At 73.4% G+C, this 23,734-nt stretch carries 20 protein-coding genes and 1 riboswitch; of the genes, 15 read left to right on the forward strand and 5 right to left on the reverse strand.

Annotated elements, in window-relative coordinates:
- The first annotated feature begins 94 nt into the window (after positions 1 to 94).
- From IEW03_RS07230 to IEW03_RS07250, 5 genes are all read left to right on the forward strand, one after another.
- On the forward strand, positions 95 to 1,096 hold the full coding sequence (locus IEW03_RS07230; protein ID WP_188522980.1) for a carbohydrate ABC transporter permease: 1,002 nt from the start codon (positions 95 to 97) through the stop codon (positions 1,094 to 1,096).
- The gene (locus tag IEW03_RS07235; RefSeq protein WP_188522981.1) at positions 1,096 to 2,019 is read left to right on the forward strand and encodes a carbohydrate ABC transporter permease; all 924 of its coding nucleotides are present in this window, start codon (positions 1,096 to 1,098) and stop codon (positions 2,017 to 2,019) included. The genes IEW03_RS07230 and IEW03_RS07235 overlap by 1 nt, the downstream gene beginning before the upstream one ends.
- Positions 2,016 to 3,392 (forward strand): extracellular solute-binding protein, encoded by a 1,377-nt coding sequence (locus IEW03_RS07240; protein ID WP_188522982.1) that lies wholly within the window; start codon positions 2,016 to 2,018, stop codon positions 3,390 to 3,392. Before IEW03_RS07235 ends, IEW03_RS07240 begins: the two co-directional genes overlap by 4 nt.
- A gap of 86 nt (positions 3,393 to 3,478) precedes the next feature.
- On the forward strand, positions 3,479 to 4,453 hold the full coding sequence (locus tag IEW03_RS07245; RefSeq protein WP_188522983.1) for a Gfo/Idh/MocA family protein: 975 nt from the start codon (positions 3,479 to 3,481) through the stop codon (positions 4,451 to 4,453).
- A gap of 37 nt (positions 4,454 to 4,490) precedes the next feature.
- A complete protein-coding gene (locus IEW03_RS07250; RefSeq protein ID WP_188522984.1) occupies positions 4,491 to 5,498 on the forward strand; it encodes a Gfo/Idh/MocA family protein in 1,008 nt (335 codons plus the stop codon).
- 70 nt (positions 5,499 to 5,568) lie between these two features.
- Here the strand turns inward: IEW03_RS07250 and pgl are convergent, their stop codons facing one another.
- From pgl to tkt, 5 genes are all read right to left on the reverse strand, one after another.
- The gene (gene pgl, locus IEW03_RS07255; RefSeq protein ID WP_188522985.1) at positions 5,569 to 6,399 is read right to left on the reverse strand and encodes a 6-phosphogluconolactonase; all 831 of its coding nucleotides are present in this window, start codon (positions 6,397 to 6,399) and stop codon (positions 5,569 to 5,571) included.
- Positions 6,396 to 7,331: a glucose-6-phosphate dehydrogenase assembly protein OpcA gene (gene opcA / locus IEW03_RS07260; protein WP_188522986.1), complete on the reverse strand. Its 936-nt coding sequence runs from the start codon at positions 7,329 to 7,331 to the stop codon at positions 6,396 to 6,398. The genes pgl and opcA overlap by 4 nt, the downstream gene beginning before the upstream one ends.
- A gap of 112 nt (positions 7,332 to 7,443) precedes the next feature.
- Entirely contained in the window at positions 7,444 to 8,985 is a 1,542-nt protein-coding gene (gene zwf, locus IEW03_RS07265; protein WP_188522987.1) for a glucose-6-phosphate dehydrogenase, read from the reverse strand.
- Positions 8,986 to 9,068: 83 nt separating this feature from the next.
- Entirely contained in the window at positions 9,069 to 10,193 is a 1,125-nt protein-coding gene (gene tal, locus IEW03_RS07270) for a transaldolase (protein WP_188522988.1), read from the reverse strand.
- Positions 10,194 to 10,313: 120 nt separating this feature from the next.
- Positions 10,314 to 12,443 (reverse strand): transketolase, encoded by a 2,130-nt coding sequence (tkt, locus tag IEW03_RS07275; protein WP_188522989.1) that lies wholly within the window; start codon positions 12,441 to 12,443, stop codon positions 10,314 to 10,316.
- A gap of 417 nt (positions 12,444 to 12,860) precedes the next feature.
- Here tkt and IEW03_RS07280 point away from each other — a divergent pair, with 417 nt between their 5' ends.
- The 10 genes from IEW03_RS07280 to ribD all read left to right on the forward strand — a co-directional run bounded on the left by IEW03_RS07280 (position 12,861) and on the right by ribD (position 23,734).
- Positions 12,861 to 13,850 (forward strand): heme o synthase, encoded by a 990-nt coding sequence (locus IEW03_RS07280; protein ID WP_188522990.1) that lies wholly within the window; start codon positions 12,861 to 12,863, stop codon positions 13,848 to 13,850.
- Positions 13,851 to 13,908: 58 nt separating this feature from the next.
- Entirely contained in the window at positions 13,909 to 14,922 is a 1,014-nt protein-coding gene (locus tag IEW03_RS07285) for a site-specific tyrosine recombinase XerD (RefSeq protein WP_188522991.1), read from the forward strand.
- A 111-nt stretch (positions 14,923 to 15,033) separates the two neighbouring features.
- On the forward strand, positions 15,034 to 15,984 hold the full coding sequence (locus IEW03_RS07290) for a ParA family protein (protein ID WP_371870609.1): 951 nt from the start codon (positions 15,034 to 15,036) through the stop codon (positions 15,982 to 15,984).
- A 202-nt stretch (positions 15,985 to 16,186) separates the two neighbouring features.
- Entirely contained in the window at positions 16,187 to 17,038 is an 852-nt protein-coding gene (locus IEW03_RS07295) for a segregation and condensation protein A (RefSeq protein ID WP_229737831.1), read from the forward strand.
- 22 nt (positions 17,039 to 17,060) lie between these two features.
- Positions 17,061 to 17,783, forward strand: coding sequence for an SMC-Scp complex subunit ScpB (gene scpB / locus IEW03_RS07300; protein WP_371870602.1), 723 nt, complete (start codon positions 17,061 to 17,063; stop codon positions 17,781 to 17,783).
- Positions 17,784 to 17,844: 61 nt separating this feature from the next.
- Positions 17,845 to 18,768: a pseudouridine synthase gene (locus tag IEW03_RS07305; protein ID WP_188522992.1), complete on the forward strand. Its 924-nt coding sequence runs from the start codon at positions 17,845 to 17,847 to the stop codon at positions 18,766 to 18,768.
- A 47-nt stretch (positions 18,769 to 18,815) separates the two neighbouring features.
- Positions 18,816 to 19,520 carry a (d)CMP kinase gene (gene cmk, locus IEW03_RS07310; protein WP_229737730.1) on the forward strand — a complete coding sequence of 235 codons (705 nt, stop codon included), beginning with the start codon at positions 18,816 to 18,818 and terminating at the stop codon, positions 19,518 to 19,520.
- A 77-nt stretch (positions 19,521 to 19,597) separates the two neighbouring features.
- Positions 19,598 to 21,175 (forward strand): ribosome biogenesis GTPase Der, encoded by a 1,578-nt coding sequence (der, locus tag IEW03_RS07315; RefSeq protein WP_229737731.1) that lies wholly within the window; start codon positions 19,598 to 19,600, stop codon positions 21,173 to 21,175.
- A gap of 21 nt (positions 21,176 to 21,196) precedes the next feature.
- Positions 21,197 to 22,240, forward strand: coding sequence for a hypothetical protein (locus tag IEW03_RS07320; RefSeq protein ID WP_188522993.1), 1,044 nt, complete (start codon positions 21,197 to 21,199; stop codon positions 22,238 to 22,240).
- 133 nt (positions 22,241 to 22,373) lie between these two features.
- Positions 22,374 to 22,503: riboswitch (FMN riboswitch) on the forward strand.
- A gap of 154 nt (positions 22,504 to 22,657) precedes the next feature.
- Positions 22,658 to 23,734: a bifunctional diaminohydroxyphosphoribosylaminopyrimidine deaminase/5-amino-6-(5-phosphoribosylamino)uracil reductase RibD gene (ribD, locus tag IEW03_RS07325; protein WP_229737733.1), complete on the forward strand. Its 1,077-nt coding sequence runs from the start codon at positions 22,658 to 22,660 to the stop codon at positions 23,732 to 23,734.

Raw genomic sequence — 23,734 nt, forward strand, 5'->3', positions numbered from 1 at the left:
GAGGACACTGTGGTCCACATCACCCCCTCGGTGCTGCGAACCCCTGTCCAGACCGCGACGGACCGTGCTCCGCCGCCGTACCGAAGGGAGAGCGATGACTGCAACCGGAGTGAAGGCCAGGGTCCCCGTCGGGGACGCCCCGCCCGAGGCAGCGGACGGCACGGCGGAGGGACCGCCGCCCGAGCGCGGGAGACGCAGGCTGTCGCGGACGGACAGGCGCGACCTGGCCCTCGGCCTGAAGTACATCTCGCCCTGGATCGTCGGCATCCTGGTCTTCGTCGTCTACCCGGTCGGGTACTCGATCTACCTGAGCTTCACGCGCTACTCGGGCATGGGGGCCCCGACCTGGGTGGGGCTGGGCAACTACGTCACGGCGTTCGCCGACCCGCTCGTCGCCAAGTCGACCGGCAACACGCTGTTCTACGCCATGATCGCCGTGCCGCTCGGGCTGGTCGTCGCGCTCGTGCTCGCGCTCGCGATGAACCAGAACGTCCGCGAGGTCGCCTGGTACCGGACGATCTTCTACGCCCCGTCCTTGATCCCGGCCTTCGCGATGTCGTTCATCTTCATCGTGTTCCTGAACCCGCAGTTCGGCGTGTTCAACCAGGTGCTCAACATCTTCGGCGACGGCGCCAACGTGAACCTGCTCGGTGACCCGACCGGCGTCAAGATCGCGATCATCATGATGGCCCAGCTCGGCGCGGGGAACGCGGCGCTGATCTTCCTGGCCGGGCTGCGCAACGTCCCCAAGACCGTCTACGAGGCGGCGCGGGTGGACGGCGCGGGCCCGATGCGACAGTTCCGGTCGATCACGCTGCCGCTGCTCTCCCCGGTCCTCCTGTTCAACCTGATCACGGGCGTCTCCGGCGCCCTCCAGGTCTTCACCGAGGCGTACATCGTCACCAACGGCACCGGCGACCCCGACGCGGGCGCGCTCTTCTACATGATGTACCTCTACAAGAACGCCTTCGGCTTCGCCGAGCTCGGGTACGCCTCCGCCCTGGCGGTGCTGCTGTTCCTGGTCGGGCTCGCCCTGGCCCTGCTGATCTTCTGGTGCTCGCGCCGGTTCGTGAACTACGACGTGGAGGCATCCTGATGAGCACGACGCTCCGCACGGAATCGCCCAGGAACCGGCGGTCCGCCGCCCGGTCCGTGGACGCCGACCAGCTGAACCGGAGGGCCGACGGCACGCGTCGCCCGTGGTACTCCTCCGTCATCGCGCGCGTGGTGATGGTGGTGCTGTCCGTCATCTTCCTGCTGCCGCTGTACTGGATGGTCATCTCGTCCCTGAAGTCGGACGAGGAGCTCGCGAAGTTCCCGCCGACCTTCATCCCCCAGTCGTGGCAGTTCGGCAACTTCGTCGACGCGGTGTCGGCGATGCCGTTCCTGCAGTTCTTCATGAACTCCGCGATCATCACGGTCTCGGTCGTGATCTTCTCGGTCATCTCGAACTTCGTCGTCGCCTACGGCTTCGCATGCCTGAAGTGGCCGGGGCGTGACCTCGTGTTCTACCTGGTGATCGCGACGCTCTTCCTGCCGTTCCCGGTGACGCTCATCCCGATGTTCGACATGTGGGCGCGGCTCGGGCTGGTCAACACCATGTTCCCGCTGATCATCCCGGCGATGTTCGGCTCGGCGTTCTACGTGTTCCTGCTGCGCCAGTTCCTCCTGCAGATCCCCAGGGACATGCTCGACGCGGCCCGGATCGACGGCGCCAGGGAGTGGACCATCCTGTGGCGCCTCGTGTTCCCCACCGCCAAGCCGGCGCTGACGACCGTCGCCATCTTCGCGGCTGTCGCGTCGTGGAACGACTTCATGGGGCCGCTGATCTACCTGCAGGACGAGAGCGTGCAGACCCTCTCGATCGGCCTGCAGTCGTTCCGCTCGGTGCACGCGCAGGACGTCTCGTTCAACCAGCTGATGGCCGCGTCGTTCCTGGTCATCCTGCCGCTGCTGATCCTGTTCTTCGTGTTCCAGCGCCACTTCATCCGGGGCATCACCATCGGAGGCTTCAAGTGATCACTCGCCGTACCTTCTTGAGCGCCGCCGCCGCGTCGGCCGCCGCCCTCTCGCTCGGGGCGTGCGCGCCCCGCGGGTCCTCGAGCGACACCGTCATCCGCTACTGGGGCATGCAGGCTGCCGACGCCGACAAGGACCTCAAGGTCATCGACGCCTTCAACGCCACGAGGGCGGGGTCCCGCATCACGATCGACGTCAACCAGGTGCCGAGCAACGGCGTGGCGGACATGAGCCAGATCATCACCGCCGTCCGGGGCGGCACCGCCCCGGACGTGTGGCAGATGGACCGGTTCAACGCCGTCCAGAACGCCTCCATCGGGCTGCTCGAGCCGATCGACGACCTGATCGAGGAGTACGAGGGCGTGTCCGTCGAGGAGTTCACCTCGCAGTGGCTGCAGTTCGCCGTGGACGAGCTCACCTACGACGGCCGCCTGTACGGGCTGCCGATCAACACCGATGCCCGCGGGATCATGTACAACGAGGACATCCTGCGCGGCGCGGGCATCGACCTCGACATGTTCGACCCCCAGCAGCACGTGCTCACCTGGGACGAGCTCCGCGAGGTCAGCCGCAAGATCACCACGACCGACTCCCGCGGCAACTTCGAGACGCTCGGGTTCGTGCCGTGGGACGGCGAGGGCTGGCCCTACACCTGGGCCTTCGGGCTCGACGCGCAGCTCTACTCCAACGAGACCGCGTCGGTCACGCTCGACTCTCCCCAGTGGCGGGCCGTGTTCGAGCTGTACGCCGACTGGGCCGAGGAGTTCCCCTACGCCAAGGCTGACGCCTTCTTCGCCACGTACCAGCCGCCGAACGCCCCGCCCAGCCAGACCGCCATCTTCAGCGAACGCCTGGGGATGTCCACCACCGGGCCGTTCTCCATCCGCAGCAACGAGAAGTACGCCCCGAAGCTGCCGCTGAAGTTCACGTGGCTGCCCGTCGGCGCCGAGGGCGACGAGACCTACTCGTGGTCCGGCGGCGCGTCCCTCGTGGTGCCGAAGGGCGCGAGGATGACGCGCAACCTCTGGGAGTTCATGAAGTTCTACACGGGGTTCGAGGGCCAGAGCATCGTGCAGCCGCTGCTCGGCGACCTGCCGACCAACCTGAGGACGATCCAGGCCCGGAACTACAACCCCAAGGCGGAGCTCTTCCGGCAGATGCTGCCGACCTCGACGTCGCGGCCCCCGCTGCCCGTCGGGTCCGTGGCGTGGGACACGCTCCAGCGCTCCCGGAGCTCGGTGATCATCGGGTCGCAGACGCCGCAGGAGGCGGTCGCGATCAACCAGCTGAGCGTCGGTCCCAAGATGGCGCTCTTCGAGGGGTATCAGATGCCCGCGACGTACGGGCAGAACAGCGTCATCCCGGAGGCCTGAGCCGAGTCGACCCGAGCCCACGAACGAACCGCCCGACCCGGCGCGACGCCGGGCGGAACACCACGAACGTCCTGGAGCTGAATCCCATGAACCATCCCCTGCGGATCGCCGTCCTCAGCGCGTGGCACGTGCACGCCGAGGAGTACGGGCGCGCAGCGCTCGACCACCCCGACACCGAGCTCGTCGCCGTCTGGGACGACGACGCCGAGCGCGGCCGCGGCCTCGCCGCGCGGCTCGGCGTCGAGGCCACGACGGATCTCGACGCGCTGCTGGCGCGCGAGGACCTCGACGGCGTGACCGTCACCGCCGCCACCAGCGACCACGTCGAGGTGATCGGCAAGGCCATCGGTGCCGGCAAGCACGTCTTCACCGAGAAGCTGCTCGCCCCGACCGTCGAGGAGTGCGACAAGCTGGTCGCCGCGGCCCGGGACGCGGACGTGCGCCTGACCGTCTCCCTGCCGCGGCTCACGCACGGCTACACGCTTGCCCTGCGCGAGATCCTCGACGCCGGGAGCCTCGGCCGGCTTACGTACTCGCGGGTCCGGCTGGCCCACGACGGCTCCACCCGCGACTGGCTGCCCGCACGGTTCTACGACGCCTCCGAGGCGCTCGGCGGCGCCTTCTCCGACCTGGGGGCGCACCCCGTCTACCTCACCCAGCTGATCCTGGGCGACGACCTCACGGCCGTGCGACCGACCTACACCGACCAGACCGGTCGTGGCGTCGAGGACAACGCCTCCGTCACGGTCACCACGCCCGACGGCGCGATCGGCGTCGTCGAGACCGGCTTCGTCACGCCGGCGAGCCCGTTCTCGATCGAGGTCCACGGCACCGAGGGGTCCGTGCTGTACGGCTTCGAGACCGACGACGCGGGCGAGGCCGTGATGCGCCTGGCCACGGCCGACGGGTCGTCCCGCGTCGATCTGCCCGCCGACCAGCCGATCCTCTTCGCGCAGTGGGCGGACTCGATCCGCTCGGGCACCACGCTCGAGGACAACCTCCGGCGCGCCCGGTCGCTGACCGTGCTCGTCGACGCGGCGAACTCCGCCGCGCAGCACTGAACGCCACACCCGTACCACCACAGAACAGGGCTCTTCCATGACCGTGACACCTCCCGTCCGCATCGGCCTCATCGGCGCCGGCGGCATCGCCGGCGCCCACCTCGCGGGCTACGCCACCATCCCCGACCGTGTGACGATCACGGCGATCGCCGATGCCGTGCCCGACACCCTCGCCCGGCGCGTCGAGGAGGCCGGCGCTCGCGGGTACGCCGACTTCCTCGACCTGGTGACCGACCCGGAGGTCGACGCCGTCGACATCTGCCTCCCGCACCACCTGCACCGGGACGCGATCGTGGCCGCGGCCAAGGCCGGCAAGCACATCCTCTGTGAGAAGCCCCTGTGCCTGACGGCCGAGGAGGCGGCCGAGGTGCGCGCCGCGGTGGACGCGGCGGGCGTCACCCTGATGTGCGCGCACAACCAGCTGTTCATGCCCGCCGTCGCGAGGGCCAAGGAGGTCATCGACTCCGGGGCGCTCGGCGACGTGTACGAGGTGCGCACCACCGACTCGTTCCACAACGACTTCGACCCGTCGACCATGGGCTGGCGCGCCAAGGCAGCCACGAGCGGCGGCGGCGAGTTCATCGACACCGGGTACCACCCGACGTATCTGCTGATGCACCTCGCGGGCGGGCGTCCGGTCAAGGCCTTCGCCATGATGTCGACCCATCGGCTGACGTTCATGGAGGGGGAGGACTCCGCCCAGGTGCTCGTGCGCTTCGACAACGGCAGCGTCGGCCAGCTCGTCACGTCCTGGGCCTACGACGCCGCGCCCGGCACGGACCGGTTCAGCGTCGTCGGGGAGAAGGGGTCGCTCAGCTCGGACGGCACGACGCTGCGGGTGAAGCTGCGCGGCCAGGACGAGCAGGTCTTCGAGCACGAGGCCGTGAACACGTTCGCGGCCGAGATCGTCGACTTCGTCGACTGCCTGGAGACCGGCCGGCGCCCGCTGAACACCGAGGCCGAGGGCATCTCCGTGCTCGGCATCATCCTGGCCGCCTACGAGAGCGCGCGCACCGGCGAGGCGGTCGACGTGCTCGGCGTCTGAGCTCGTGACGGGGCGGCCGCGGCCGCCCCGTCACCCGCGCTGTCGGCCGACCCGTGACGACGGTCCGTCGTCACCCGGCGGTCGACGCCGCGGCGGCGTCCAGCAGCCACAGCGTGCGCGCGGTGCCCCGCGCGCCGGCGGCCGGGACCTCGGTCACCGGGGCGCCTGCCAGGGCGGCGGCGGCCGGGCCGGACTTCTCCGCGCCTGCGGCCACGACCCACACCTCGCGCGCCCGGCCGATCGCCCCGAACGTCAGCGAGACGCGCTCGGGCGGCGGCTTCGGCGACCCGTGCACGCCCACCGTCGCGCCGGTGGCGCCCAGCGCGACGTGGCCCGGGAACAGGGAGGCGACGTGGCCGTCCGGGCCCATGCCGAGCAGCAGCACGTCGAAGCGGGGGACCGGCGGCCCGTCGGGGGCGTCGCCCGGCTCGCCGGCGTCGTCCGGGCCGCCCGCGTGCCGGGCGAGCTCGGCGGCGTAGGCGGCCGCGGACTCCTCGGGGGTGTCGACCGACCGTCCGTCGACGACGGCGCCGAGCGCCGGCATCGCGTGCACGTGCGCCTCGGGCAGGCCCGACCGGGCGACGAGGGAGCCGACGAGCGCGTCGCGGGCCTGGGTCTCGTTGCGGTCGGGGTCGCCGTCGGCGAGGAAGCGCTCGTCCCCCCACCACAGGTGCACCTGGGTCCAGTCGACGGCGTCGCGCAGCGGGCTGTCCGCGACGGCGGCGAGGGTGCGGATCCCGACCGTGCCCCCGGTGAGCACCAGGTGCACCGGGGCTCGCACGGACTGGACGTCGAGGACCCGCAGCAGGAGGCGGGCGGCCGCCGCCTGCGCGAGCACCTCCGGGCCCGGGTGGACCACGGCCAGGGGAGCGGCGCCGCCGGGCGCCGCGGCCGCGGTCACGCGGTCTCCCGGACGGTCTCGACCTTGGTGAGGCCCTTGGTGAGGACCTCGCCGTACAGCTCGTCCGGGTCGAGCCGCCGCAGCTCCTCGATGAGGGCCTCGCTGAGGGCGCGGATCGGCAGCGCCATGCGCCGGTCGGGCTTGCCGGGCTGCTGGATCGTCACGGTGCGGCCGTCCGGCCGGTCGAGCACGATCGGCCCGCTCTTGCGCTCCAGCACGACGCGGGTGATCGCGTCGTCGCTGTCGGTGCGCACGACCGTCGACGGGCAGCGCAGCCGCCGGCCGAGCCAGCCCGCCAGCAGGTCCAGCGACGTGTGCTCGTCCTGGCCCTCGACGCGCACCGCGGTCACGGGGTCGTAGGGCGGCTGCTCGACCGCCGCCGCGAGGAGGCCGCGCCACAGGGTCACGCGAGCCCAGGCGAGGTCCGTGTCCCCGGGCCGGTACGACGTCGCGAGGCGGTGCAGCATCGCGACAGGGGAGCCGGACGTGGTGGTGTCGGTGATCCGGCGCTGCGCCATCGCCCCCATGGGGTCGGACGACGGGTCGTCGGGGCCGCCCGCGGGCCACCACACGACGATGGGGGCGTCGGGCAGGAGCAGCGGCATGACGAGGGTGTCCGTGTGTGCGGTCATCGGGGCCGACCCCCGCAGCACCACGACCTCCGAGGCGCCCGCGTCCCCGCCCACCCGGATCTCGGCGTCGAGACGCGCGGGACCCTCGTGCTCGGGCAGCGCGGCGACGACGACCACGCGGCACGGGTGCTCGTGGCTCGCCTCGTTCGCGGTGCGGACGGCGCCCTCGATGTCCGCCTCGGACGCGATGACGACCAGGGTCAGGACGCGGCCGAGCGCCACCGCGCCCCCCTCGTCCCGCAGGTGCGCCAGCCGCTTGCCGACGGCGTTGGTCGTCGTGTCCGGCATGTCGATGATCATCGGGGCTCTCCAGTTCGGGGGCCAGGTCGGTCGCCAGTTCGGGGGCCAGGTCGGACGCCGGAGCGGGACCCTGTCGGCGCTGTCGGCACGGCGGGGCGGGCGTGCGCGGCGCTCACGGGCGCCGCCAGACGCGGCCGTCGCGCGCCATCATCGCGTCGGCGGACGGCGGCCCCCACGACCCGGCGGGGTACGGCTCCGGGCGTCCCTTGCCGGCCCAGTAGTCGATGATGGGGTCGAGCACCTTCCAGGACAGCTCGACCTCCTCGCGCGTCGGGAAGAGCGGCGGGTCGCCGAGCAGGACGTCCAGGATGAGCCGTTCGTAGGCCTCCGGCGACGACTCGGTGAACGAGTGGCCGTAGCCGAAGTCCATCGTGACGTCGCGGACCTCCATCGCGGTGCCGGGCACCTTGGCGCCGAAGCGCAGGGTGACGCCCTCGTCGGGCTGCACCCGGATGACCAGGGCGTTGCTGCCCAGGTCCGAGGTCAGCGACGACTCGAACGGCAGGTGGGGCGCCTTCTTGAAGACGACCGCGACCTCGGTGACGCGCCGGCCGAGCCGCTTGCCGGTGCGCAGGTAGAACGGCACGCCGGCCCAGCGCCGGTTGTCGATGTCGAGACGGACCGCGGCGAACGTCTCCGTCGTGGACTCGGGGTTGAAGCCCTCCTCCTCGAGGAAGCCCACCACCTTCTCCCCGCCCTGCCAGGCACCGGCGTACTGGCCGCGCGCCGTGTGCCGCCCGAGGTCGCGGGGGAGGCGCACCGAGGAGAGCGCCTTGATCTTCTCGGAGCGCAGCGCGTGCGCGTCGAAGTTCACCGGCTCCTCCATCGCCACCAGGGCGAGGAGCTGCAGGAGGTGGTTCTGGATGACGTCCCGGGCTGCGCCGATGCCGTCGTAGTAGCTGGCGCGCCCGCCGATGCCGATGTCCTCCGCCATCGTGATCTGGACGTGGTCGACGTAGTTGTTGTTCCAGATCGGCTCGAACATCTGGTTCGCGAACCGCAGGGCGAGGAGGTTCTGCACCGTCTCCTTGCCCAGGTAGTGGTCGATGCGGAAGACCGACTCGGGCTCGAAGACCTCGGAGACGACGGCGTCGAGCTCCTTCGCGCTCGCGAGGTCGTGGCCGAACGGCTTCTCGATGACCACCCGGCGCCAGGCGTCCTCCTCCGACCGGGACAGCCCGGACTCCGAGAGCTGCCGGCACACCAGCGGGAACGCGCTGGGCGGCACCGACAGGTAGAAGGCGTGGTTGCCGCCCGTGCCGCGCTCGGCGTCGAGGGTCTCCACCGTCTGCCGGAGCCGCTCGAACGCGTCGGGGTCGTCGAAGGAGCCCTGGACGAACCGGATGCCCTCCGCGAGCTGGCGCCAGGTCGCCTCCCGGAACGGGGTGCGCGCGTGCTCCTTGACCGCGTCGTGCACGACCTGCGCGAAGTCCTGGTCCTCCCAGTCGCGCCGGGCGAACCCGGTCAGCGCGAAGCCGGGGGGCAGGAGCCCGCGGTTGGCGAGGTCGTACACGGCGGGCATGAGCTTCTTGCGGGACAGGTCGCCCGTGACCCCGAAGATCACCAGGCCGCAGGGCCCTGCGATCCGGGGGAGGCGCAGGTCCAGCGGGTCGCGCAACGGGTTGTGCTCAGCGGTGATCTTGGCCGGTCTCACGGTGTCCCGTCTCTCGTGCGGTGTCGGTCGTGCGGGTGCTGGTGCGGGGCAGGTGCTGCGGGGGTCGCTGAGGCACCGGGCGGTCAGGCGCCCGCGTCGTCGAGCCCGGCCTTCGTCGTGGTGAGCAGCTCGTCCCAGCTCACCTCGAACTTGTGCACGCCCTCGTCCTCGAGCTGCCGCGTGACCTCGTCCATCGAGATGCCCTGCGCCTCGATGGCGGCGATGGTCGCGGCGGAGGCCTCCGCCGTGCCGGAGACGGTGTCGCCGACGACGAGGCCGTGGTCCGCGAACGCGTCGAGGGTGCCCTGCGGCATGGTGTTGACGACGCCGGGGGCGACCAGCTCGTCGACGTAGAGGGTGTCGCGGTACGACGGGTCCTTCACCCCGGTGGAGGCCCACAGCGGACGCTGCGGCTTCGCGCCTGCGGCGGCGAGGGCCTTCCAGCGGTCGGTGGCGAAGACCTCCTCGTAGGCCGCGTAGGCGAGCCGGGCGTTGGCGATCGCGGCCTTGCCCCGCAGCTCGAGGGCGTCGTCGGTGCCGACCTCCGTCAGCGCCTTGTCGACGGCGGCGTCCACGCGGGAGACGAAGAACGACGCCACCGAGCCGATCGGCGCGAGGTCGTGCCCGTTCGCCCGCGCCTGCTCGAGGCCGGCGAGGAAGGCGTCCATGACGCCGCGGTAGCGCTCGATCGAGAAGATGAGCGTGACGTTGACGCTGATGCCCTCGGCGAGCGCGGCCGTGATCGCGGGCAGCCCTTCGAGGGTCGCGGGGATCTTGATCATGGCGTTCGGGCGGTCCACGGTGGCCCACAGGCGCGTCGCGGTCTCGACCGTGGCGGCCGTGTCGCGGGCCAGGCGCGGGTCGACCTCGATCGACACCCGCCCGTCGACGGTGCGGGTCGCGTCGTACACGTCCCGCAGGACGTCGGCCGCGGCGCGCACGTCGTCCGTCGTGATGCGCTCCACGGCGGGCTCGACGTCGGTGCCCGCGAGCTCGGCGAGCGTGCCGTCGTAGGCGTTCCCCTCGGAGAGCGCCTTGGCGAAGATGGTGGGGTTGGTGGTCACGCCGACGACGTCGCGCGTGCGGACCAGCTCCGCGAGGTTGCCGGTGTCCAGGCGCTCGCGGGACAGGTCGTCGAGCCAGATGGAGACACCCGCCTCGCTGAGCCGCTGGGTGGGTCGGGCCGGGTCGGTGGGGTTCTCGGTCATCTCGGGTTGCCTTCCCTCTCGTCCTCGGATGCTGCGACGACGACCTGCCGACCGGTCGTCGGGCGGGCCGTCGAGCGGGGGCGGGGCGGCCGCGCGGGCGCGGCCACCCCGCCGGGGCCGTCAGCCGCGGGCGTCGGCCGCCGCGGCGATCGACTCGCGGGCCGCGGCGGCCACGGCCTCGGCCGTGATGCCGTACTCGCGGTACAGCGTCTGGTAGTCGGCGGACGCGCCGTAGTGCTCGAGCGACACGCTGCGTCCGGCGTCGCCGACGACGTCGCGCCAGCCCTGCGCCACGCCCGCCTCGACGGACACGCGGGCCTTCACGCCCGCCGGCAGCACCTGCTCGCGGTACGCAGCGTCCTGCCGGTCGAACCACTCGCGGCTCGGCATCGACACGACGCGGGCGGCGACGCCCTCGGCGGCGAGCAGCTCGCGCGCCTCGACGGCGAGCTGGACCTCCGAGCCGGTGCCGACCAGGACGACGTCCGGCACACCGGTCTCGTCGTTGGACCCGTCCACGAGCGTGTAGGCGCCCTTGAGGGTGCCCTCGGCGGACGCGAAGCCGTCGACGTCGCGCGGGAACGTGGGGACGTTCTGGCGCGTGAGGACGAGGCCCGCAGGGTTGCTGGTGTTCTCCAGGATCCCGCGCCAGGCCCAGGCGGTCTCGTTCGCGTCGGCGGGCCGCACGATGTCGAGGTTCGGGATGGCGCGCAGCGCGGCGAGGTGCTCGACCGGCTGGTGGGTCGGGCCGTCCTCGCCGAGGCCGATGGAGTCGTGCGTCCAGACGAACGTCGTCGGGATCTCCATGAGCGCCGCGATGCGGACCGAGGCGCGCATGTAGTCGGAGAACTGGAGGAAGGTGCCGCCATAGGGGCGCGTGAGCCCGTGCAGGACGATGCCGTTGAGGATCGAGCCCATGCCGTGCTCGCGGATGCCGAAGTGCAGCGTGCGCCCGTACTCGTGCCCGGGGAACTTCTTGGTGGAGTGCTCGACCGGGATGAACGACGGCTGGCCGTCCATCGTCGTGTTGTTGGAGCCGGCGAGGTCGGCGGACCCGCCCCACAGCTCGGGCAGCACGTCGGCGAGGGCGTTGAGGACCTTGCCCGACGCGGCGCGCGTCGCGACGCCCTTCTCGGACGCCTCGAAGACGGGGAGCTCGTCGGTCCAGCCGGCCGGGAGCGTGCGGGAGACGAGCCGGTCGAGCAGTGCCGCGCCCTCGGGGCTGGCGGTCCGCCACGCGTCGTACGACCGGTCCCAGGCCGCGCGCTCCGCGGACTGCCGCTGGGCGACCGCACGGGTGTGGGCGAGGACGTCGTCGTCGATGTGGAAGCTGACCTCGGGGTCGAGGCCGAGCTCCTTCTTCAGGCCCGCGACCTCGTCGACGCCCATGGCGGAGCCGTGGATGCCGCCGGTGTTCTGCTTGGTGGGCGACGGCCAGCCGATGATGGTGCGCAGGGCGATGAACGACGGCTTGCCGGTCTCCGCCTTGGCCGCGTCGAGGGCCGCGGCGAGCGCGTCGACGTCCTCGGCGTACCCCGTGCCGCCGACGGTCCAGTCGACGCGCTGGGTGTGCCAGCCGTAGGCCTCGTAGCGCGCGAGGACGTCCTCGGTGAACGAGATGTCGGTGTCGTCCTCGATGGAGATCTTGTTGTCGTCCCAGATCACCACGAGGTTGCCGAGCTTCTGGTGGCCCGCGAGCGACGACGCCTCGGAGGTCACGCCCTCCTGGAGGTCGCCGTCGGAGGCGACGACGTACACGTGGTGGTCGAACGGCGACTCGCCGGGCGCGGTGTCGGGGTCGAGCAGGCCCCGCTCGCGGCGGGAGGCGAACGCCATGCCCACGGCCGACGCGAGCCCCTGGCCCAGCGGTCCCGTGGTGATCTCGACGCCGTCCGTGTGCTTGTACTCCGGGTGGCCCGGGGTCTTGGAGCCCCAGGTCCGCAGCGCGGCGATGTCGTCCATCTCGAGGCCGTAGCCGGCCAGGAAGAGCTGCAGGTACAGCGTGAGGGACGAGTGCCCCGCCGACAGCACGAACCGGTCGCGGCCGACCCAGTGCGGGTCGGCGGGGTCGTGCCGCATCGCCTTCTGGAACAGCAGGTACGCGGCCGGGGCCAGCGAGATCGCGGTGCCGGGGTGGCCGTTGCCGACCTTCTGCACGGCGTCCGCGGCCAGCGCCTTGATGGTCTTCACCGCGCGGTCGTCGAGGTCGTTCCACTCGAGCGGGGCGACGGCGGGGTCGAACGCGTTCACAGATGTGCCTCTTTCCTGCCCGGGCGTGCCCCGGGTGCTTGCTGCTGCTCTGCCGGTACCGGGCGCCGTCACGCACCGACCAGGGGTCGGGCCGTGGCGGCCGGCACGATGGTGGTGCCGCGTCGCCGCCGGACGGGCCGGCTCGCGGCTCCCTCATGTGCAGCACCACACTAGCGCCGAGCATTCCCGGGCGCGCCAGGCGTCGCGGCGCCGTCCCACCAGGTGGGCGGGCGTGGGCACCGGAGGGCCCGCGGCGGGCGACGGCCGGTGCCCCGGTGCGGGGCGGGCCTTTCTCACACCCCCGGCGGCGCTGCCAGGGGCAACGCCGGGCGGGCCCCCGGCGTACGATGAGGCGACGAGCGGTCCCTGACGCCCGATCTTCCCGGACCCCCAGCCGAGAACGGAACCTGAACGCGCGTGAGCACCACCAGCCCCACGACGTCCCACCCGTCGACGCCCACCCGTGCCCAGGCGCACCGGTCGCGCCGGGATCCGGCCGCCGCCGCGCCCGGCCGTGATGGCGGCTGGCGGGACCGGCTCGGGGCGTACGTCGCCCTGACGAAGCCGCGGATCATCGAGCTGCTGCTCGTCACGACGCTGCCCACGATGATCCTTGCCGAGGGCGGGCTGCCGGACCTGTGGCTCGTGCTCAAGACGCTCGTCGGCGGCACCCTCGCGGCGGCGTCGGCGAACGTCTTCAACTGCTACCTGGACCGTGACATCGACCAGGTGATGAACCGGACGAAGCGGCGCCCGCTGGCCACCGGGCAGATCACGCCCCGTGCGGCGCTCGTGTTCGCCACGGCGCTGGGCGTCGTGGCGCTGCTGTGGTTCGCTCTGCTGGTCAACGTCCCGTCGGCGTGGCTGACGTTCGCCGCGATCGCGATCTACGTGGTCGGGTACACGATGATCCTCAAGCGGCGCACGCCGCAGAACATCGTGTGGGGCGGCATCGCCGGCTGCATGCCCGTCTTCATCGGCTGGGCGGCGGTCACCGAGTCGCTCAGCTGGTCCGCGCTGGCGCTGTTCGGCGTGATCTTCTTCTGGACCCCGCCCCACTACTGGCCGCTGTCCGTGAAGTTCAAGAAGGACTATGCCAACGCCGGCGTCCCGATGCTGCCCGTCGTCGCGACCGACCGCCGGGTCGCGATCGAGATGGTCGCGCACACCGTGGCGATGATCGCCTGCTCGCTCGCGCTGGTCCCGCTGGCGGACATGTCCTGGGTGTACACCGTCGTCGCCGTCGGCCTGGGGGCGTGGTTCCTCGGGCTCGTCGTCGCGATGCTACGACGGGCCGAGCACCCCGAGCGCGGCAAGCTCGGCGCGATGAAGGTCTTCCACGGGTCCATCACCTACCTCACCCTGCTGTTCATCGCCGTCGCCGTGGACGTCTTCCTGCCGTTCTGACGACGCCGGCGGGCGCCGCCTCGTCCTGGACGTCGCCCGGGCGCGGCATGATGGTCGCGTGCCGGACGTCCGACCCGCCCCCGACAGGCAGCTCCCACCCGCCCCTGACGGGCAGCTTCCTGCTGCGCTCGAGCGGGCCCTCCGGGACTACCTGGCCCACCTCGGCGTCGAGCGCGGCCTGTCGACCCACACGGTCGCGGCGTACCGCCGCGACCTCGGTCGTTACGCCGGCCACCTGGCGAGAGCCGGCCGCACGCGGCTGGACCAGGTGACCGAGGCGGACGTCACCGACCACGTCACGGTGCTGCGACGCGGGTCGGACGGCGCCGCCGCCCTCTCGCCGTCCTCGACCGCGCGGGCGCTCGCGGCCGTGCGCGGCTGGCACCGGTTCGCCCAGGCGGAGGGCCTCACCGCCGGCGACCCGGCGGCGCAGGTGTCCGCGCCGAGCTCGCTGCGCCGGCTGCCGCACGCGCTGTCCGTGGACGACGTCGCCCGGCTCCTCGACGCCGCCGGCACCGGGGACGGGCCGCTGCCGCTGCGCGACCGGTCGCTGCTCGAGCTGCTGTACTCCACGGGCGGGCGGATCAGCGAGGTTGTGGGCCTGGACGTCGACGACGTCGAGGGCGTCGTCGGGGCGGCCTCGACGTCGTCACCGGGCGGCGGGACCGTGCGGCTGACCGGCAAGGGCGACAAGGAGCGCGTGGTCCCTGTCGGCTCGTTCGCGCGCACCGCGCTGGAGGCGTACCTGGTGCGGGCGCGGGGGCCGCTGGCCGCGAGCGGGCGCGGGACGCCGGCGCTGTTCCTCAACACGCGCGGGGCACGGCTGTCGAGGCAGAGCGCCTGGGCGGTGCTCCAGGGCGCGGCGGAGCGCGCGGGGCTGACCCAGCACGTGTCGCCGCACACGCTGCGGCACTCGTTCGCGACCCACCTGCTGGCCGGGGGCGCGGACGTGCGCGTCGTGCAGGAGCTGCTCGGGCACGCGTCGGTGACGACCACGCAGATCTACACGATGGTCACCCCCGACACGCTCCGCGAGGTGTACGCGGCGGCGCACCCGAGGGCGCTGCGCTGAGCCGGAGGCGCGGGGGCCGGGGGATGCGCGCCGCGCCCGGCGCGCCGCCCGGACCCCGTGGGGCGCTGGGGTAGCGTGACGGACGTGAGCGAGGGACTCGGGAGCGACATCATGACGCAGACGACCACGAGCGACGCCTCACCGACCGCCGCCTCGGCGACGGGTCCGGCCGCGGGGACGCCGCTCTTCGGCGGCCCCGGGGGCGAGAGTCCGGCCGAGCCCCGGACGGACGTCGTGGGGCGTCCGCTGCCCGACTTCGCCGAGCCCGCACCGCTGGCGTCCCACGGACCGGCGCGCATCGTGGCGATGTGCAACCAGAAGGGCGGGGTGGGCAAGACCACCACGACGATCAACCTGGGAGCCGCCCTCGCGGAGTACGGCCGGCGGGTGCTGCTGGTCGACTTCGACCCGCAGGGCGCGGCGTCCGTCGGCGTCGGGGTCAACCCGCACGAGCTCGACCTGAGCGTCTACAACCTGCTGATGGACCGGGACGTCACCTTCACGGACGTGCTGCAGACCACGGCGATCGAGGGCCTCGACGTGCTGCCGGCGAACATCGACCTTTCGGCCGCGGAGGTCCAGCTCGTCGGCGAGGTCGCCCGCGAGTCCGTCCTGGCGCGTGCCCTGCGGCCTGCGCTCGACGACTACGACGTCATCCTCGTCGACTGCCAGCCGTCGCTCGGGCTCCTCACCGTCAACGCCCTCACGGCGGCCCACGGCGTGCTGATCCCGCTCGAGTGCGAGTTCTTCGCCCTGCGCGGCGTCGCGCTGCTCGTCGAGACGATCGAGAAGGTGCGCGACCGGCTCAACCCCGCCCTGGAGATCGACGGCATCCTGCCCACGATGTACGACGCGCGGACCCTGCACTCGCGCGAGGTCGTGGCGCGCGTGCACGAGGCCTTCGGCGAGACCCTCCTGCACACCATCATCGGGCGCACCGTGAAGTTCCCGGACGCGTCGGTCGCGGCGGAGCCGATCACCAACTACGCGCCGGCGCACGCCGGCGCCGCGGCCTACCGGCAGCTGGCCCGTGAGCTCGTCGCCCGCGGTGACACCGCCTGACGCGGAGGCGCAGCGGAGGTTGGAGGCCGAGGAACGAGGCATCCGGCCGCAGCGCAGCCGCAGCGGCGGGCGGGACCAGGCCGAGCCTGACGCGGAGGCGCAGCTGGAGGACGAGGAACGAGGCATCCGGCCGCAGCGCAGCCGCAGCGGCGGGCGGGACCAGGCCGAGCCTGACGCGGAGCCGCAGGGCTTCGAGGTCCACCTGGAGAACTTCAGCGGGCCTTTCGACCTGCTGCTGTCGCTGATCGCCAAGCACGAGCTGGACGTCACGCAGGTGGCGCTCGCGGTCGTCACGGACGAGTTCGTGGCGCACATCCGTGCGGGGGAGGAGGCGGCCCGGGCGGCTGCGGACCGGGGCGAGGAGCACCCGTCCTGGGACCTGGGCACGGCGAGCGAGTTCCTCGTGGTCGCGGCCACGCTGCTCGACCTCAAGGCCGCCCGGCTGCTGCCCGGCGTGGTGGAGGAGGACGCGGAGGACCTCGAGCTCCTGGAGGCGCGCGACCTGCTCTTCGCCCGGCTGCTGCAGTACCGGGCGTACAAGGAGATCTCGGGCGTCCTCGCGGAGCGGCTCGCGACGGAGGGGCGGCGCGTGCCCCGGTCGGTCCCGCTGGAGCCGGAGGTCGCGGCGCTGCTGCCGGAGCTGGTCTGGACGCTGGACGGGGTCCGGCTCGCGGAGCTCGCTGCCCGCGCCCTGGAGCCCCGGCTCCCGCCGGTCGTGGCCCTGGAGCACCTGCACGGCTCGGCGGTGAGCGTGCGCGAGCAGGCCGCGCTGGTTGCCGGGCGGCTGCGGCGCGAGCACGTGGTGACCTTCCGCACGCTCGTGGCCGGGGAGGAACGGATCGTCGCGGTGGCGCGGTTCCTCGCGCTGCTGGAGCTGTTCCGGGCCGGGCAGGTCTCGTTCGAGCAGGCGGCGGCGCTCGCCGAGCTCACGGTCCGCTGGTCGGGCGACGACGGCGCCGACGACGAGGGCCTGTCGGCCGACTTCGAGGAGTTCGACGGTGTGCCCGTCGCGGTGCCCGCGGCGGCGGCGGGCGAGGCGGGCTCAGCACCGTGACGACGAGGCAGGGAGGCAGGACGTGAGCGCGGCGACGACGAGCGGGCCGGACGACGTGACCGGCACCGACGACGTGACCGGCACCGACGGGGCCGAGGGCGCCGAGGGCGCGGCGGAGCCGGCCCGGGTCGACGTCGACGACCTGCCCGGCGGGCTGCCGGCGGCGCTGGAGTCGGTGCTCATGGTGGCCGAGGGGCCGGTGCCCGTCGAGCGGCTCGCGGTCGGTGTCGACCGGCCGGTGCCCGAGGTGGCGCGCGTGCTGGCGGACCTCGCGGCGGAGTACCGGGGCGACGGCGACGGCCGTCCGCGCGGCTTCGAGCTGCGGGAGGGCGCCGGCGGGTGGCGCGTGTACTCCTCCCGTGCGCACGCGGACGTGGTGGGCGCGTTCGTGCTCGAGGGGCAGTCCGCGCGGCTCAGCCAGGCGGCTCTCGAGACGCTCGCGGTGGTCGCGTACCGCCAGCCGGTGACGCGTGGGCAGGTGTCGGCGGTGCGCGGGGTGAACGTGGACGGGGTCGTGCGCACGCTCCTCGCGCGCGGACTCATCGCGGAGACCGGGCAGGACCCCCTGTCGGGCGCGGCCCTGTTCGGCACGACGGGGGAGTTCCTCGACCGGATGGGATGGTCGTCCCTCGACGAGCTCCCGCCGCTGGCCCCGCACCTTCCGGGGGTCGAGGACGCGGTGGGCCTGGACCCGTCGTCGGCGCGCGCCGTGCTGGCCCATGTCGACGACTCCACGGACGGGTGACGGGACGGATGGCGGGGCCCACGTCGGCCGCAGCCCGGGCGACCTGAGAGAATCGGGGACCATGAGCACCGAACGCCGCGGCGGGAGCCGCCGCACCTCCAGGCCCCAGGGGTCGTCGTCGGCCTCGGCCGGCCGTCCTCGTACCCAGCCCGGATCGGGACGGTCGTCGTCCGGCCGCAGCGGGGGCGGTCGTGGCAAGCCCCGCGCGCCCCGGGCGGGCGTCCCGGCGGGGGACCCCAACCGTGACGTCCACGTCGCCGACGGCGTGCGCCTGCAGAAGGTGCTCGCCCAGGCCGGCCTGGGCTCGCGGCGCAAGTGCGAGGAGCTGATCGCGGAGGGTCACGTCGAGGTCGACGGCGTGCTCGTGACCGAGCTCGGGGTGCGCGTCGACCCGGCGTCCGCCGTCGTGCACGTGGACGGCATGCGGATCCAGCTCGACGCGTCGAAGCTGACGCTGGCGCTGAACAAGCCGCTGGGCGTGGTCTCGACGATGAGCGACCCCGACGGCCGGCCCACGGTGGCCGACCTCGTCAAGGACCGTCCCGAGCGGCTGTTCCACGTGGGCCGGCTGGACACCGACAGCGAGGGCCTCCTGCTGCTCACCAACGACGGCGAGCTGGCGAACCGGCTGTCCCACCCGAGCTACGAGGTCCCCAAGACCTACCTCGTGACCGTCACCGGCGGGGAGTTCCACCCGCGCCACGGCAAGCAGCTGGTCGCCGGCGTCGAGCTGGAGGACGGGCCGGCGCGGATGGACAAGGTGCGGGTCGTGGACGCGGTCCCCGGCACGACGATGCTCGAGGTCGTGCTGCACGAGGGACGCAACCGGATCGTGCGCCGGATGTTCGACGCCGTCGGGTTCCCGGTGGAGCGCCTGGTGCGCACGCGCATCGGCCCGATCGCGCTCGGCGACCTGCGGGCCGGGCGCTCGCGCGTCCTCGGACGCACGGAGCTCGGCACCCTCATGCGCGCCGTCCAGATGTGATCCCGCGGCACGCACCGCAGTCCCCGCAGCACACGAAGCAACAGAAGGTGAGCAGTCACGTGGTGGTCATCGCCATCGACGGCCCGTCCGGGTCGGGCAAGTCCAGCGTCTCGAAGGCCGTGGCCGCACGGCTCGGGCTCGCGTACCTCGACACGGGCGCGATGTACCGGGCGGCGACGCTGTGGTGCGTCGGGCGCGGGACCGACCTGGCCGACGAGGCCGCCGTCGCGCACGCGGTGCGGGTGATGCCGCTGGTCTCGGGCCTCGACCCGGACGCACCCACCGTGCACCTCGACGGGCGGGACGTGTCCGAGGCGATCCGCACGACCGAGGTCTCGACGGCCGTGTCGCAGGTGGCGACGAACCTCGAGGTCCGCGCCGAGCTGCGCCGGCGCCAGCGCCGCACCATCGAGGCGGAGGCCGCCGCCGACGGGTTCTCCGGGGGCCGCGGCATCGTCGCGGAGGGTCGTGACATCACCACCGTCGTGGCTCCGGACGCGGACGTGCGCGTGCTGCTCACGGCGAGCGAGGAGGCGCGCCTGCGCCGCCGCTCCCTCGAGGTGCACGGCGCCGCGGACGAGTCCGCGGTCGAGGCCACGCGCGACCAGGTGCTGCGGCGCGACCGGGACGACGCCACGGTGAGCCAGTTCGAGGTGGCGGCGGACGGCGTGGTCACGGTGGACTCGTCCGACCTCGACTTCGACCAGACCGTCGACGCGGTCCTCGCGGTCGTCACCCAGGTCACCGCCTGACGGTCCCGCCCGGGCGCCGGACGCGGTGACGGGGGTCTCGTTCGTGCCATGCGCCCGGTACTGGGAGAATGGTCCGCATGACCCCTCCTGCCGACGGCTTCGAGCCTGCTGCCGAGCCCGCCGACGAGCCGACCCTCGACACCGCGGCCGACGTCCCGGCGCCCGCCGACGACGTGCCCGCCGTGTCCGTCGACGACGTCCCGCTGGAGTCGGGCTCGGACGACGACCACGCGCGCGAGCGTGCCCTGCGGGCGGGGCTCGAGGACTTCGAGCTCGACGACACCGACCGTGCGCTGCTGGACGCGGACTGGTTCGAGGACGACGCCGCCCCCGGCCGGGCGCCGCTGCCGGTGCTCGCCGTCGTGGGCCGCCCGAACGTCGGCAAGTCGACGCTGGTCAACCGCATCCTCGGGCGCCGTGAGGCGGTCGTGGAGGACAAGCCGGGCGTGACCCGTGACCGGGTGAGCTACCCGGCGGAGTGGTCCGGCCGCGAGTTCACCCTCGTGGACACCGGCGGCTGGGAGGTGGACGTCGCCGGCATCGAGTCGAAGGTCGCGGAGCAGGCCGAGGTCGCCGTCGCGCTCGCCGACGCCGTGCTGTTCGTCGTCGACGCCACCGTGGGTGCCACGTCGACCGACGAGCGTGTGGTCGAGCTGCTGCGCCGCTCGGGCAAGCCGGTCGTGCTGTGCGCCAACAAGGTCGACGGGCCGTCCGGCGAGGCCGACGCCGCGTACCTGTGGGCGCTGGGACTCGGCGAGCCGCACCCCGTCTCGGCGCTCCACGGCCGTGGGACGGGCGACCTCCTCGACGCCGCGATGAAGGCGTTGCCGACGACGTCGGCGCACGCTGAGCTGCGGCCGGAGGGGCCGCGCCGGGTCGCGCTCGTCGGGCGCCCGAACGTCGGCAAGTCCTCGCTGCTGAACAAGATCGCGGGCGCCGAGCGCGTGGTCGTCGACGAGACCGCGGGCACCACCCGCGACCCGGTCGACGAGCTCGTGCTGGTCAAGGGCGTGCCGTACTGGTTCGTCGACACGGCGGGCATCCGCCGTCGCGTGCACCAGACGCGCGGCGCCGACTTCTACGCGTCGCTGCGCACGCAGGCCGCGATCGAGAAGGCGGAGGTCGCGGTCGTGCTCGTCGACGCGTCGCAGCCGATGACGGAGCAGGACACGCGGGTGATCTCCCAGGTCGTGGACGCCGGCCGCGCGCTGGTGATCGCGTACAACAAGTGGGACCTCATGGACGACGACCGTCGCCCGTTCCTCGAGCGCGAGATCGAGAAGGACCTGGTGCAGGTCCAGTGGGCGCCGCGCGTCAACGTCTCGGCACGCACCGGGTGGCACACCGACCGGCTCGAGCGCGCCCTGGAGACGTCGCTCGACTCGTGGGACACCCGCATCCCGACGGGACGGCTCAACGCGTTCCTCGGGGAGCTCGTCGCCGCGCACCCGCACCCGCTGCGGGGCGGCAAGCAGCCGCGGATCCTGTTCGGCACGCAGGCGTCCACGCGCCCGCCCCGGTTCGTGATCTTCGCGACCGGCTTCATCGAGGCCGGCTACCGGCGCTTCATCGAGCGTCGCCTCCGGGAGACGTTCGGGTTCGAGGGGTCGCCGATCGAGATCAGCGTGCGCGTGCGGGAGAAGCGCCGGCGGTGAGGCACGACCGATGAGTCGTCGATGAGCGCCGCCCCGTCCGCCCGGCGCGGCCGGATGCTGCGCCTCGGCGCGGCGCGCGACACGTCGGCGGTGCGGCACCTCGTGACGTTCCTCGTCGTCACCGTCGCGACCGTGCTGGCGACGAGGTTCCTCCTCGCCGTCTCCGGGTACCCCCAGGTGGGCGGTGGCGAGCTGCACGTCGCGCACGTCCTGTGGGGCGGGCTGGCGATGGCGCTGGCCGTGATGGTGCTGCTGTCCTGGGTGGGACCGGCGCTGCGGTCGCTGGGCGCGGTGCTCGCGGGGATCGGCTTCGGCCTGTTCGTCGACGAGATCGGCAAGTTCGTCACCGCGGACAACGACTACTTCTACGAGCCGACGGCGGCGCTGATCTATGCGGTCGTCGTCGCGCTCGTGCTGCTGGTCGAGGCGCTGCACGGGCGCCGCGCGCACCACCCGGCGGAGTACCTCGCGGTGGCGACCGACCGTGCCGCCGCCGGCGTCGCGGGCGGGTTCACCGACGCCGACCGCGAGGAGGCCCGGACGCTCGCGGCCCGGGGGAGCGGCGAGCCGGGCGCGGTCGAGGTGGCCGCGCTCGTGGAGGCGGTCCCGAGCGACGACCTGGCGGTGCCCGACCCCGTGCGTGCCCTGGTGCGGCGCACCTCGCGCTGGTTCGCGGACGTGCTGGAGCGTCGCTGGGCGGCCGTCGCCGTGACCGTGGCGGTGCTCGCCACCGCGGGCGGCTCGCTGGCCGTCGGGCTGCGGGTCGTGGTCGGCGACGTGGACGTCCCGACCTGGGTGGGGGCCGGCATCCTGGTGGGCGCCGCGGTCACCGTCGGCTGCGTCGTCCGGGGGATCGTGGTGGGCGCCGGCAACCACCGTGCCGGGGCGGTGTGGGTGCGTCGGGGCGTGCTGGTGAGCCTGCTCCTGACCCAGCTGCTCGCGTCGCGCGCCGTGCAGTGGGTGGCCGTGGCGGGCCTGGTCGTGGACCTGCTGGTGCTCGTCGCGCTCGGGGTCGCCCTCGGGAGCGACGACGAGAGGCGCACCACCCGGCAGCAGTCGCGCTGACCGCACCCGCGTGGCACGCACCCGTCTCGGCGGGGGCGCGACGTCGCCGTGCGGGGCGTCGGTGAGACGTGCGCCACTCGGGCTTGCCAGCGCCCCGATCCCGTGACACGGTCGGCGGTGACGAGCGAGAAGCTCGCGTGCTCTGGGGTCGGTGAAAATCCGAGCCGGCGGTGAAAGTCCGCGACCCGGCCACCTCCAGTGGCCGGTTGACCAGGTGGAACTCCTGGACCGACGGTCAAAGTCCGGATGGGAAGCGCACGCGACGGCTCTCGTCCGGCCCGTCCCCGGCTCCCGCGAGCCGGCGCCCCGTCCGGTGCACCTGTGCACCCGCCGCGGCGACCACGGCGCCGGCCCGTGAGCCCGTCCGACCCCCGCCTTCCTGCCCCCGGGGTCCGCGACCGGACGACAGGGGCAGGGATGACGATCACGCCGGCGGAGCACGCCGCGATGGGCCGTGCGCTGGAGCTGGCCGCCCGCGGCCCCGCCCGAGGCCCCAACCCCCGTGTCGGCTGCGTCCTGCTGGCCCCCGACGGCCGCGTCCTCGGCGAGGGCCACCACCGTGGCGCGGGCACCCCGCACGCCGAGGTCGACGCCCTCGCCGGCGTGCGCGCCGCCCACGGGGAGGGCGCCGCGCGCGGCGCGACCGCCGTCGTCACCCTCGAGCCCTGCAACCACCGCGGCCGCACGGGCCCGTGCGCAGGCGCGCTGCTGGACGCGGGCGTCGCGCGCGTCGTGCACGCCCAGCACGACCCGAACCCCGCCGCCGCGGGCGGTGCCGCGCGGCTGCGCGCCGCCGGCGTCGACGTCGTCGGCGGCCCGATGGCGGACGACGCACGCACCCTCAACGCGACCTGGACGCGGGCCGTCGAGCTCGGCCGCCCGGTCGTCACCTGGAAGCTCGCGACCTCCCTGGACGGCCGCTCCGCCGCCGCCGACGGCACGTCCCGCTGGATCTCCGGCCGTGCCGCCCGCCACGACGTGCACCGCCTGCGCGCCGGTGTCGACGCGGTCCTGGTCGGCACCGGGACCGCCCTCGCGGACGACCCCGACCTGCGCGTGCGCCACGTGCCCGTCGAGGGGGCACAGCCCGCGCGCGTCGTCGTCGGCGTGCGCGACCTGCCGCCGTCGTCCCGGCTCGCGCAGGCCGCGAGGTCGGGCGAGCCCGTGCACCACCTGCGCACCCGCGACCCGCGCGCGGCGCTCGACGCGCTGTGGGCGCTCGAGCACCGGCACGTGCTGCTGGAGGGCGGGCCGACGCTCGCCGCCGCGTTCTGGCGCGCCGGGCTGGTCGACGAGGTGGTCGCCTACGTCGCGCCCGTCCTGCTCGGGGCCGGCACACTCGCCGTCACCGACCTCGGGATCGGCACCATCGCGGACGCCGTCCGCCTCGACGTCTCGGACGTCGCCGTCCTGCCCGCCGACACCGGCGACCCGGCGGACCCCACCGACACCACCACCGTGCGGCTGACCATGCGGCCGCGGAAGGAGAGCTGA

The sequence above is a fragment of the Isoptericola cucumis genome, assembly GCF_014635665.1.
In the GTDB taxonomy this organism is placed as follows: domain Bacteria; phylum Actinomycetota; class Actinomycetes; order Actinomycetales; family Cellulomonadaceae; genus Isoptericola; species Isoptericola cucumis.